General features: G+C 63.5%; 12 protein-coding genes and 1 pseudogene. 8 read left to right on the forward strand and 5 right to left on the reverse strand.

The window, feature by feature from the left end; genetic code table 11:
• Window positions 1-39: 39 nt before the first annotated feature.
• The 3 genes from LB569_RS27665 to LB569_RS27675 form a co-directional block, all read right to left on the reverse strand.
• On the reverse strand, window positions 40-1,224 hold the full coding sequence (locus LB569_RS27665; protein ID WP_224694863.1) for an MFS transporter: 1,185 nt from the start codon (window positions 1,222-1,224) through the stop codon (window positions 40-42).
• Window positions 1,225-1,375: 151 nt separating this feature from the next.
• Window positions 1,376-3,040, reverse strand: a complete 1,665-nt coding sequence (locus LB569_RS27670) for a Na/Pi cotransporter family protein (protein WP_224694864.1) — start codon at window positions 3,038-3,040, stop codon at window positions 1,376-1,378.
• A complete protein-coding gene (locus LB569_RS27675) occupies window positions 3,037-3,333 on the reverse strand; it encodes a hypothetical protein (protein ID WP_224694865.1) in 297 nt (98 codons plus the stop codon). The genes LB569_RS27670 and LB569_RS27675 overlap by 4 nt, the downstream gene beginning before the upstream one ends.
• Before the next feature lie 76 nt (window positions 3,334-3,409).
• Between LB569_RS27675 and LB569_RS27680 the strand changes: the two genes are divergently transcribed.
• From LB569_RS27680 to rpoD, 5 genes are all read left to right on the forward strand, one after another.
• Entirely contained in the window at window positions 3,410-3,778 is a 369-nt protein-coding gene (locus LB569_RS27680) for an RcnB family protein (RefSeq protein ID WP_224694866.1), read from the forward strand.
• Window positions 3,779-3,932: 154 nt separating this feature from the next.
• The gene (locus LB569_RS27685) at window positions 3,933-4,211 is read left to right on the forward strand and encodes a type II toxin-antitoxin system RelE/ParE family toxin (protein ID WP_140710039.1); all 279 of its coding nucleotides are present in this window, start codon (window positions 3,933-3,935) and stop codon (window positions 4,209-4,211) included.
• A 15-nt stretch (window positions 4,212-4,226) separates the two neighbouring features.
• Window positions 4,227-4,514 (forward strand): HigA family addiction module antitoxin, encoded by a 288-nt coding sequence (locus tag LB569_RS27690; protein WP_224542693.1) that lies wholly within the window; start codon window positions 4,227-4,229, stop codon window positions 4,512-4,514.
• Window positions 4,515-4,640: 126 nt separating this feature from the next.
• A complete protein-coding gene (gene dnaG, locus LB569_RS27695) occupies window positions 4,641-6,575 on the forward strand; it encodes a DNA primase (protein ID WP_140709934.1) in 1,935 nt (644 codons plus the stop codon).
• Between the two features lie 425 nt (window positions 6,576-7,000).
• On the forward strand, window positions 7,001-9,025 hold the full coding sequence (gene rpoD / locus LB569_RS27700) for an RNA polymerase sigma factor RpoD (RefSeq protein ID WP_140709936.1): 2,025 nt from the start codon (window positions 7,001-7,003) through the stop codon (window positions 9,023-9,025).
• A gap of 59 nt (window positions 9,026-9,084) precedes the next feature.
• Here the strand turns inward: rpoD and LB569_RS27705 are convergent, their stop codons facing one another.
• Window positions 9,085-10,143, reverse strand: coding sequence for a TauD/TfdA family dioxygenase (locus tag LB569_RS27705; protein ID WP_224694867.1), 1,059 nt, complete (start codon window positions 10,141-10,143; stop codon window positions 9,085-9,087).
• A 243-nt stretch (window positions 10,144-10,386) separates the two neighbouring features.
• Here LB569_RS27705 and LB569_RS27710 point away from each other — a divergent pair.
• From LB569_RS27710 to LB569_RS27720, 3 genes and pseudogenes are all read left to right on the forward strand, one after another.
• Window positions 10,387-10,530, forward strand: a pseudogene (locus tag LB569_RS27710) (GYD family protein); the annotation flags it as partial.
• 192 nt (window positions 10,531-10,722) lie between these two features.
• Entirely contained in the window at window positions 10,723-10,902 is a 180-nt protein-coding gene (locus LB569_RS27715; RefSeq protein ID WP_224694871.1) for a DUF333 domain-containing protein, read from the forward strand.
• 20 nt (window positions 10,903-10,922) lie between these two features.
• Complete coding sequence (locus LB569_RS27720) at window positions 10,923-11,291, forward strand: thiol-disulfide oxidoreductase DCC family protein (RefSeq protein WP_224694868.1); 369 nt, start codon at window positions 10,923-10,925, stop codon at window positions 11,289-11,291.
• A gap of 49 nt (window positions 11,292-11,340) precedes the next feature.
• Here LB569_RS27720 and LB569_RS32040 read toward each other — a convergent pair whose 3' ends face one another.
• Window positions 11,341-11,448, reverse strand: a complete 108-nt coding sequence (locus tag LB569_RS32040) for a DUF2798 domain-containing protein (protein WP_411970259.1) — start codon at window positions 11,446-11,448, stop codon at window positions 11,341-11,343.
• Between the last annotated feature and the right edge of the window lie 540 nt (window positions 11,449-11,988).

Consider the following 11,988-nt stretch of genomic DNA (forward strand, 5'->3'; position numbering starts at 1 on the left):
CGAGAATTGCGGCTGCCGCACCGGCGCGGGTGCGATTTTCTATTCGGCGGCCGCCGGCAGGGGCGGCGTCACGTCGGCACGGCGTTCCCAGACATGCGAGGCAATGGCGACGATGACGGCGACCAGCATGGCAAGGGCGCCAGCAACCGGCAGGCTGCGGTAACCATAGCCGGCATTGAGCATTGCGGCGCCGAGCGACGCGGCCAGCGCGATGCCGATATTGAAGCCGGAAGGGATGAGCGAGGCGGCGAGGCCGGAGGCGTCCGCCGTCCAGGCCAGGATGCGGGTCTGGATCGGGGTGCCGATGGCGAAGTTGAGCCCGCCCCAGACGATGATCGCGACAACCATCGGCACGGGGTAGGGGCTGACGGCATAGATGACGGCCAGCGTCACCGCCTGCAGGACCAGCATGGCGATCAGCGACGGCATCAATTTCCAGTCCGACAGTTTGCCGCCGAGGAAGACGCCGAGCGTGGCGCCGACGCCGTTGAGCAGCAGTACCCAGGGCACCAGGTTCTCGTCGAGCCCCGTGACGTCCAGCAGCGTCGGGGTGATGTAGGTGAACAGGCAGAATTGGCCGAGCATCAGCATCAGCATCAGGATCAGCGAGGTCCAGACCTGCTGGCGCGCCAGCACGCGGATCTCGCTGGCAAGGCTGGCCGATTTGGCCTGATATCCGGTGGCGCGCGGCAACAGGGCGGCCATGGCAAGCGTTGCCGCCACGCCCAGCGCGCCCATCACCCAGAAGGTGGCGCGCCAGCCCCAGATGTTGCCGATCGCGGTGCCGGCCGGCACGCCGATGACGTTGGAGACGGTGAGGCCCGACAGGATGACGGCGACCGCCATGCCGCGCTGATCCTCCCGCACCAGGCCGACCGCGACGACCATGGCGACGCCGAAATAGGCGCCATGCGCGACCGCGACGGCAATGCGCAGCAACAGCATGGAGGTGAAGTCGGGCGCCAGCGCGCAGGCCGCCTGGCCGATGGTGAAGGCGACGGCGAGGCCGAGCAGCAAGGTCTTGCGCGGCAGGCGCTTGGTGGCGAGCGCCAGCAGCGGGCCGCCGATGGCGATGCCGCAGGCATAGCCGGAGACGAGATAGCCGGAGGTCGGAACCGAAACGCCGAGCCCTTGCGCCACCTGCGGCAGCACGCCGGCGATGACGAATTCGGTGGTGCCGAACGCGAAGGCGGCAATGAACAGGGCGATGAGCGGCAGCGACATGAAAAAGAACCCCCGGAATGATGGGCTCAAACCATGGATAGAGGCGGCAGGCAATCCAGAAATTTTTGCCGCCGGTTTAGGTTTTATTGAGTGGATGCAGGGCGGTTCTTCCTTCTCCCACAGGGGGAGAAGGGAAAAAGCGGCGCTTGCCTTAGCTCGCCTTCAGCCGCGATCCGAAGAGCAGGCCGCGCTCTTCCAGCACGGGGTAGGCCATCGATGCCAGCAGCGAGTTGATCTGCTTGAGGTCGCGGATGGTGTCGAGGTGGATGGAGCTGGTTTCGACGCTCCTGGCGGTGCCTTCGCGCAGCCGCAGAAAATGGCTGGCGCTGGTTTCCTTCTCGCGGTCGCGCAACTGGTCCTTTTCCAGCACCAGCTGGCGGGCGGTTTCGGGGTCGCGCGACACCAGCACGTTGAAGGCAAGCCGGGCATTGGCCAGCACCGAGGCGTGGAACGCAAAGAGTTCGCGCCAGCCTTCGGGCGTGAACTCCAGGCCGTGTTCGAGCTTCTTCTTCACATGCACCAGCATGTTGCGCACGATGATGTCGCCGACCTGCTCGAGCTTGACGCAGGCGCCGATCAACTCCTGGCAGCGCAGCGCCTCGTCTTCGGTCAGCCGGTTCTTGGTGACCTTGGCAAGGTAGAGTTTTATGGCCGCGTGCCTGCGGTCGACACGGTCGTCGAGGGCGGCCAGCGCCTTGATCTTGTCGGTGTCGGCGCTCTCGTAGAGTTCGATGATGCGCTTGAGCATGATCTCGACCGTCTCGCAGACCCGCACCACTTCGCGCGTGGCGTTGGCCAAGGCCTGGCTCGGCACGTCGAGGGCGCTTTCGTTGAGGGCGGAGAGTTCGACGACGTCGAGCGTGGCGGCCGGCGTCGCCTTGGTGCCGAGCGCCACGATCCTTTCGGAGGCGCGGTAGACGAAACCGGCCAGCGGCAGGCCGGCGAGCAGGATGATGACGTTGAACAGGATGTGGGCGTTGACGATCTGGTCGGCAGCCGTCGCTCCGAGGAACCCGACATGCGGCCGCACGATCATGAACAGGATCAGCATGACCAGCGAGCCCAGCCCGCGCATCAGCAAATTGCCGATCGGCACGACGCGCACGGCGGGCCCGGCCGAGCGGGTCAGCATCGGCGCGATGATCGAGGAGCCGAGATTGACGCCGAGGATGAGGACGACGCCGAGTTCCGGGCTGATCAGGCCGCGGCCGGCCAGCGTCGCCATCAGCAGGACTGCCGCGATGCTCGACTGGAACAGCCAGGTGACCAGCGCCGCCAGCAGATAGGCGGTGATGGAATCGCTGGAGAAATAATTGATGATGACCGGCATGAGCTGGCTGTTGCGCAGCGGCTCCGACGCCTGGCCGATCATCTCCAGCGACAGGATCAGAAGGCCGATGCCGACCAGGATGCGGCCGGTCTGGCGCCAGTCGCGCCGCTCGGTGGCCATGAACATCACTGTCCCGGTGATCAGGCAGAGCGGCACCAGGAGCGTGAGGTCGAAGGTCAGGAGCTTGACCACCAAAGCCGAGCCGATCTCGGCGCCGCGCACGGCGAGCTGGCCGGCGGCGCCCGTGACGATGCCGGAGCCGGCGAAGGAGCCGACCAGCAAGGTGACGGCGGTGGAGCTTTGCAGGGCGATCGCAAGGCCGGTGCCGGCCAGCACCGCCATGATGGGATTGCGCATGGTGGCGCGCAGGCGATGACGCAGCACGTCGCCATAGGCGCGCTCGACGCCGGTCTTGACCATGCGGGTGGCAAACAGCATCAGCGCGACCGCGCCGGCCAGATGCAGAAGGACGACGGAGCCACTCATCGCGGTGCCTGCATGCGGGCATGGCGCGCGCCGCGGGCAGCGTGGCGACCGGTGGCGAAAGCGAGGGTACGAATCATGGTCATGGCAGCCTTGGAATATAGCCGGAATATTTTAGCCGGATAATAAAAAATTGTCCATTTCAAGGGCAGCCGCAAGGCGACGGCCAGTGTCGGAAATGGACAGGCCGCAACTGATTGCAAGGGCTTGTGCGGTCGATCGGCGCGGTCCGCTTCGGCGCCATCTTTGCGATGATGTTCAAATCTCTGGAATAAGAAGAGGAAATCATTACGCAATTGTAATGTGAATGTTCAGTTTCAGTTCATCCGCTGGCGGCTATTCCTGGGGCATCGACAACCAAGGAGACTTCCGATGAAACGCATTGTTCTTTCCGCTCTCGCTTTCTCGATGCTGGCCGCCACCTCGCTCACCGGCCAGGCCGCGCCGATGAATGCGCCGGTCGCGCCGCAGTCGAACTACACCAAGGTCGACTGGCAGAAGCCCGGCGACCACAGGGATGTGAAGAAGCGTGTCTTCAAGAAGAAGGTCGTGGTGAAGCGCAACCATTGGCGCAATGGCCAGAAATATTCCAACTGGAAGCGCCACCAGCCGATCCGCGACTATGGCCGCTACGGCCTGCACCGCCCCGGCCGTGGCCAGGAATGGATTCGCGTCGGCAATGACTATGTGCTGGTCGGCATCCTCTCCGGCGTCGTCTTCGGTGCGCTTGCCGCGCAGTAAGCACTGACGACCGCCGGCATCTCGCTGGCCTTTCATGAGGAGGCGGCTCGCAGGCCGCCTTCTTGGCGCTGGTGACGTCGGCGCAAATCTGGAACCTGACCGATCGAGCCGCGAAGGGTTGTATCTTGTATAGTTACGGGATACATTGGTGGTCATGATTGTCGGGTTTCGGCACAAGGGCCTCGAAGCCTTTTTTCAAACGGGCTCGACACGAGGAATTCAGGCCGCGCATGCTGGCAAGCTCGGCCGTATCCTTGCTCTGCTCGACGTGGCCGCCGGCCCTCAGGACCTGAACATACCCGCCTTCAGACTGCATCCGCTCAAAGGCGAGTTGAAAGGACATTGGTCGATGTGGGTCAACGGCAATTGGCGCGTAACCTTTCGGTTCGCGGGAGCCAATGTCGAATTGGTTGACTACCAGGACTACCACTGACGGACAGAGATGATGATGATGAAGAACCCTCCTCACCCTGGTGAACTGCTCCGCGAAGACGTGCTTGCACCGTTGGAACTGTCCGTGAAGGACGCTGCCGAACGTCTTGGCATGTCGCGCGTGGCGCTTTCGCGTGTCCTCAATGGTCGCGCGGCAATCAGTCCGAACCTCGCCGTCCGATTGGAGATGGCAGGCGTCAGTACCGCCCGTGCCTGGCTGTCGATGCAGACCAATTACGATCTGGCTCAGGCGATGAGACACGAACAGCCGGCTGTGCGCGCGTTGCGCAAGGATGCCGCATAAGATCGCGCCTCTGTTGAGATATGGCCGCGACCGCTTTTGTTTCCCCTGTGGAAACCGGGCATCGTCCGCATTAGGGGTCGTCTGAAATCGCGGGCATGATTATATGGTGGCGAAACGAGTTGCCATATGCGCTTTCCACCCGCCTTCCTCGATGAGATACGCGACCGTGTGCCGATTTCCTCGGTCATCGGCCAGCGCGTCGCGTGGGATCGCAAGAAGACCAATGCGTCGCGCGGCGACTATTGGGCCTGCTGTCCGTTCCATGGCGAGAAGAGCCCGTCCTTCCATTGCGAGGACAAGAAGGGGCGTTACCACTGTTTCGGCTGCTCGGTCTCGGGCGATCATTTCAAGTTCCTCACCGAACTCGAGGGGTTGAGCTTTCCCGAGGCGGTCGAGAAGATCGCCGACATGGCCGGCGTGCCGATGCCGGTCCGCGACGCGCAGGAGGAGCGGCGCGAGAAGGAACGCGCCAGCCTGACCGATGTCATGGAGATGGCGACCGTCTTCTTCCAGGAACGCCTGCAAGGTCCCGAGGGCGCCAAGGCCCGCGCCTATCTCAGGGATCGTGGGCTGACGCCGGCGACACAGCAGTCGTTCCGGCTCGGCTTCGCGCCCGACAGCCGCAATGCGCTGAAGGAGCATCTGGCGGCCAAGGGCGTGCCGAAAGCCGATATCGAGGCCTGCGGCCTGGTGCGCCATGGCGACGACATTCCGGTCTCCTATGACTGGTTCCGCGACCGCATCATGTTCCCGATCCCGGATTCGCGCGGCAAGATCATCGCCTTCGGCGGTCGCGCGCTGGCGCCGGATGCGCTCGCCAAATACATGAACTCGCCCGATACCGAGCTCTTCCACAAGGGCAATGTGCTCTACAATTTCGCCCGCGCCCGCAAGGCATTGGCGAAAGGCGGCACGGTGATCGCGGTCGAAGGCTACATGGACGTGATCGCGCTGGCGCAGGCCGGTTTCGAGAACGTCGTGGCGCCGCTTGGCACCGCGCTCACCGAAAACCAGCTCGAACTTCTGTGGCGCATGGCGCCGGAGCCGATGCTGTGCTTCGACGGCGACAAGGCCGGGCTGAAGGCGGCATGGCGGGCAGCCGACCTGGCACTGCCTTCGGTCCAGGCCGGACGCTCGGCGCGCTTCGCGCTGCTGCCGGAAGGCAAGGACCCCGACGATCTGGTCAAGGCCGAGGGGCCGGACGCCTTCCGCGCCGTACTGGCCGACGCGCGGCCGCTGGTCGATCTGCTCTGGATGCGCGAGACGGCGGGCGGCGTCTTCGACACGCCGGAACGGCGGGCGGAACTGGGAAAGACGCTGCGCGAACTCGCCAGCCGCATCCGCGACGAAAGCACGCGCTATCACTACCAGCAGGAAATGCGCGAGCGCGAAAAAAGCTTCTTCGGCTCGCAGCGCGATACGCGGCAAGGGCGCCAGGACTGGAAACCGGGGCAGCAGGGCAAGGCAGCCGCACCCGGCGGCCAATTCGCGAAGCCTGGCGGCGGCCGCATGGCGATCACCGAAAGCCTTGGCCAGTCGGCGCTGGTCAGGCGCGGCGAGGGAATGTCGGTGCGCGAGGCGACCATCATCGTCGCATTGGTCAACCATCCGGCGCTGATCGACGAGAATTTCGCCCATGTCGAGTTTCTCGACCTCGCCAATTCCGACCTGACGCGGTTGCACGCCGCGATCCTCGATGCGATGGCGCACGACATGGCCAATGACCGGCACGCGGTGGTGGCGACGATCGAGCGTGCCGGCTGCGCCGAAATCTGGGAGCGCGCCGTCGGCCTGATCAAGCGGGCGCGGCAGTGGCCTGCGCTGGAAACGGCGGCGCTCGAGGATGCCCGCGACGCGCTCAACCAGGCGCTGCACTTGCAGCGCAGCGCGCGCACCTTACATAAGGAGCTGAAACAGGCGGAAGCGGCGCTCGAGGCGGATCCTTCGGACGAAAACTTCCGCCATCTGATCGAAATTCAGGCGCAATTTCAGGATGTACAAGCGACGGAAGCGCTGATCGAAGGATTCGGCGTATCGTCGGGCAGGGCCGGGCGAGCCTAGTGCAACTGCGTACAGAAATGAAGGCGCCGCCACGCTTCCCTTGGCGGCGAGGCGCGCTAAGTCGGGTAATTGATTCGCTTTTTTCATGCGAATCATGCCAGTGGCGCTTGACCTTCGGACAGAATGGCGGAATCAGGACGATTCGAAACGTTAACCCGCACCCGCATCGACGGGAAACAAGCGATGCAAGGGACTTGATCACTGGACAGGCGGCCCGGCTGCCACAGATATCAGGGTTAATCTGGACTTAATGTATGCCGCCCAAGAGTGGAACCGGTTTTGGGGCAACGGCATGCAGCAAACAAAAGAGTGGATGCAGTTCATAGACCGGGTGAAGCGCGTTTAGAAAAACGGGCGTATCCGATTTGACTGGTCCGACAGCTTGAGCGGCCCCGATGGCCGGCCGCTAGGAGAAGATAAAGACTATGGCGACAAAGGAAAAGGAAGAGGTCGAGACCGAACGCGAAGGCGCCACCGATGGGCCCCTGCTCGACCTTTCCGATGATGCTGTCAAGAAGATGATCAAGGCCGCTAAGAAGCGCGGCTATGTCACCATGGACGAGCTGAATTCGGTGCTGCCTTCCGAGGAAGTGACCTCCGAGCAGATCGAAGACACGATGGCGATGCTGTCCGACATGGGCATCAATGTCGTCGAGGACGACGAGCAGGGCGAAGAGACCGAGGCCGGCGACACCGCCGCCGATGCCGAGGAAGACGCCAACGAGCTGGCCGAGCAGACCGGCACCGCCGTCGCGGCCACCACCACCAAGAAAGAGCCGACCGACCGCACGGACGATCCGGTGCGCATGTATCTGCGCGAAATGGGCTCGGTGGAGCTTTTGTCGCGCGAAGGCGAAATCGCCATCGCCAAGCGCATCGAGGCCGGCCGCGAGACGATGATCGCGGGCCTGTGCGAAAGCCCGCTGACCTTCCAGGCCATCATCATCTGGCGCGACGAGCTCAACGAATCCAAGATCCTGCTGCGCGAGATCATCGATCTCGAAGCCACCTATGCCGGCCCCGAAGCCAAGCAGGCGCCGGTGGTCGAACGCGTCGAGGAAGCGCCCAAGGCCGAGGAAAAGCCGCGTCGCGGACGCGACGATGAAGACGACATCACCAATGTCGGTGCCGATACGCGCGGCATTGGCGACGACGACGAGGAAGACGAGGACGAGGCGAGCCTGTCGCTGGCGGCGATGGAAGCGGAACTCCGCCCGCAGGTGATGGAGACGCTCGACGTCATCGCCGACACCTACAAGAAGCTGCGCAAGCTGCAGGACCAGCAGGTCGAGAACAGGCTTGCCGCCGCCGGCACGCTGTCGCCCAGCCAGGACCGCCGGCTGAAGGAGCTGAAGGACCAGCTGATCAAGGCGGTGAAGTCGCTGTCGCTCAACACCGCGCGCATCGAGGCGCTGGTCGAGCAGCTCTACGACATCAACAAGCGCCTGGTGCAGAACGAGGGCAAGCTCCTGCGGCTGGCCGAAAGCTACGGCGTGCGTCGTGAGGAGTTCCTGAAGGAATATCAGGGCTCCGAGCTCGATCCGAACTGGACGCGCTCGATCGCCAACCTGACCTCGCGCGGCTGGAAGGAATTCACCAAGAACGAGAAGGATGCGATCAAGGACCTGCGCGCCGAGATCCAGCACCTGGCCACCGAAACGGCGATCTCGATCCTGGAATTCCGCAAGATCGTCAACCAGGTGCAGAAGGGCGAGCGCGAAGCCGCGATCGCCAAGAAGGAAATGGTCGAGGCCAATCTGCGCCTCGTCATCTCGATCGCCAAGAAATACACCAATCGCGGCCTGCAGTTCCTCGACCTGATCCAGGAAGGCAATATCGGCCTGATGAAGGCGGTCGACAAATTCGAATACCGCCGCGGCTACAAGTTCTCGACCTACGCGACATGGTGGATCCGGCAGGCGATCACGCGTTCGATCGCCGACCAGGCGCGCACCATCCGCATCCCGGTGCACATGATCGAGACGATCAACAAGATCGTGCGCACCTCGCGCCAGATGCTGCACGAGATCGGCCGCGAGCCGACGCCGGAAGAACTGGCCGAAAAGCTCGCAATGCCGCTCGAAAAAGTGCGCAAGGTCTTGAAGATCGCCAAGGAGCCGATCTCGCTCGAAACGCCTGTCGGCGACGAGGAGGATTCGCACCTCGGTGATTTCATCGAGGACAAGATGGCGATCCTGCCGATCGACGCGGCGATCCAGGCCAATCTGCGCGAGACGACCACGCGCGTTCTGGCCTCGCTGACGCCGCGCGAGGAGCGCGTTCTGCGCATGCGCTTCGGCATCGGCATGAACACCGACCACACGCTGGAAGAAGTCGGCCAGCAGTTCTCGGTCACCCGCGAGCGCATCCGCCAGATCGAAGCCAAGGCGCTGCGCAAGCTCAAGCATCCGAGCCGTTCGCGCAAGCTGCGCAGCTTCCTGGACAGCTAAGTTCGTTTTTGTGACGAAGAGTCAAGGGCGCCGGTTGGCGCCCTTTTTCGTTTCTGGCGTCAAAGCAACGGCACGTTCAGCCGCGTTCCCTTGACGATGATGCCGCCCCGGTCGCCGATCTCTATCGAGCCATAGCGCTGCCGGAAGCAGTCCGGCAGCGGACGGTCGCCGGGGATCGAGAGCCATAGACGTAGCATGTGACGCCGCTTGGCCGTTTCAGGCCAATCGCGAAAACCCATACGGTCGTGCAGCAGCGAATGATTATAGACAAACTGCATGTCGCCCGGCCGCAGCCGCATCGACAGGTTCAGCCGGGGATCATTGGCAAGGCTGTCGAAGAGGTCCAGTGCCTCCACATGGGCTGGAGTGAGGCGCATCGCATCGGGAAAGCGTTGCGCGCTGTCAATGTACTGGCGCTGGTAGATACCGGTCAGCAGCCCGGCATGCCAGTTGAGCACCGGGATTTCGAAATAGGGCTTTTGCCCCTCCGGTATTTCGCCGCGTCGGTCGGTGGCGATCGGATCAAACAGCAGGCGGGCGAGATCCGGCCGGCTTTCGCGCATCTCATTGTAGATCGTCACCGTGCTGACCAGCAGGGACTCGCCGCCTTGCATGGCATCGCGCAGGCAGAGCAGGCCGACGACATCGGCGGAATCGGTGTGAAACGTCTGGCGCTCCGCCGTCTGGTAGATGCGGGTGGTGGTGTCACTGGCGTCGGCGCCGATGTCGCGGACATGGCCGAGGATGTGGCCCTGGGCATTCTGCGAGCGGGCGCTTCCCAGATGGGCGCCCACACCGCAGAAGATGGTTGCCGCCATCTCGGCGGAATATCTTTCGACCGGCAGACCGCGCAGAACCTCGAAGCCGATGCCAGCGATCAGCTTTTCGCGAAGGGCGGCAAGATGGCCGGCCAGACGGGGCAAGGGGAAATCCGCCTTGGTCAGGCCGCCGATATCGCGCGAGCCGGCAAGAAAGCAGGCCGCGGCGGCTTCCAACTCTGCCACGTCTTGCCGCTCGAGTTCGACAAGCCATTGTTCAGGGTGCCTTGCCATGTCCTCGCCGGTCCAGGCGGCGGGAATGTCGATCTGTTGCGGCGGCAGGTCCGTTGTCTCGCGCATGAGGTTCTCCGGCTGGGCTGGCCTCGGACGTTTTGCCGAGCTGAGGCCACGACGGAGATTGCCGCAATCAAACTGCGTTTTAAACCGGCTTCAATTGGCCGTTCCCTCATGGTGCCGGCGCGGTAGTGCTTGCGGGACGTTGGCAGCGGGAGGATAATCCGATGTCGGACGCATTTTTCGGGCGACAACCCCGGAAGCCCGCCCCGGTCGAGGCCGTGTCGACAGACCCGCGGCCTGAGCGCCGTGCTCCGTGGCCCCGGCGGGAGGTGTGCCATGACAAGCTACATCGTGCTGATGAACTGGACGGAGCAGGGCGCCAAGAATGTGCGCGAGTCACCCAAGCGGCTCGATGCCGCCAGGAAGCAACTGGGCGAGATGGGCGCCGCGAGATCATCACCTCACTTGGATGATGCAAATCGGCGCCGTTTCCGGACCTTGCCGCCTATGGCATCTTGCCGCAAGACGGATCTGCGTCATGAGCTAGGGAGAACCGCGATGAGAAATGTCTCGATATTGGCCATCAGTCTCGCCGCGTTCTCCTGGACCCAGGCCGATGCCGGTCCGCCAAAACAGCTCGGTATGGCCAATCCGGCATCGGTCCATTGCGGTGCGATCGGCGGCCGCTTCGTGGTCAGGAGGGACAAGGCTGGCAACGATTACGGGTTTTGCCGCCTGCCCAACGGACGCTTGTGCGAGGAGTGGGCGCTGTTTCGCGACAACACATGCATCGGGCCAAAGGCCGCGATGCGCGGCAAGTGATTGATGGCAGGGCAGGGCCAATGCTGACCGTCTGGTACAACACCCGCTGTCCGGTCTGCGATGCCGGCATCGGCAGGCAGAAGCGGCGGCTGATCGCGGCGGTCAAGGCCGGGCGGGTCGAGTTCCGCGACATCAACCTGGAGCCGGATGCGCTGTCGTTGCACGGCGCCTCGCTCGAGGACATCCGCCGCCGGCTGCATGCGACCGATGCCGAGGGCGGATTGCTCGTTGGCGCCGATGTCGCGATCGCGGTCTGGCGGATCACGCCGGGCGAGGGCTGGCTGGCTAGCCTGTTCGGCAATCGGCTCATGCTGCCGCTGACCCGCCTTGCCTATGATCGCTTCGCCGATCTCCTCTACGGCTGGAACCGGCGCGAGGGCCGCTGGTAGCGGTGACATGAGAAGGCCCGGAGAATCCCCGGGCCTCTGATCGCTGGTTCTACCGCCTCGCTGGCTCACACAGCACCCCGACGATGCGGCGCACCATCGGCAGCACCAAGATCAGCGTCGGAAACGCCACCAGCCAGGACAAGCCCCAGGCGGTCATCCAGATGGAGGGCAGGTCCGGGTCGAAGCCACGTCGAGATGAATGAGACGATGAAGGTCATCCAACAGCGACAGCACCAGTGGGGTGAGGATCGCGGCATAGCGCGCGGGCAGCTTCCCGCGCCGAGGTCTTGCAGCCATTTGTGGAGTTTCCCTGAAGCATCCGGTCTCTCGCATGTGGCATCCGTTCGCCGATTTCGGCGAAATTGCCCGGAGGACCGGGAGTGGATGCGTTGCTTGACGTCAGACGCTTACGGAGCGGTCATTGACCCTCTAGCGCCTTCTAGCCGCGCGTTCCGGCGAAAGCAAGCCTCTGGCGCGACATTTAGATACATCGTAAGATATATCTTGACTCGGTGATCGGGTACGCCTAATTAAGATATATCGTAAGATAGAACTCAAGGAGCAATCAAATGCACAAGCACAATTTTGGGCACAATCATTCCGGCCATCATCATTTCGGCGAGCGCATGTTCATGCACATGGCCGGTAAATTCGGCGGCAGGGGGGGCGGCGGTTTCGGTCCGTTCGGGGGCCGGGG

The organism is Mesorhizobium sp. BH1-1-4, from assembly GCF_020165665.1.
Taxonomy (GTDB): Bacteria; Pseudomonadota; Alphaproteobacteria; order Rhizobiales; family Rhizobiaceae; genus Mesorhizobium.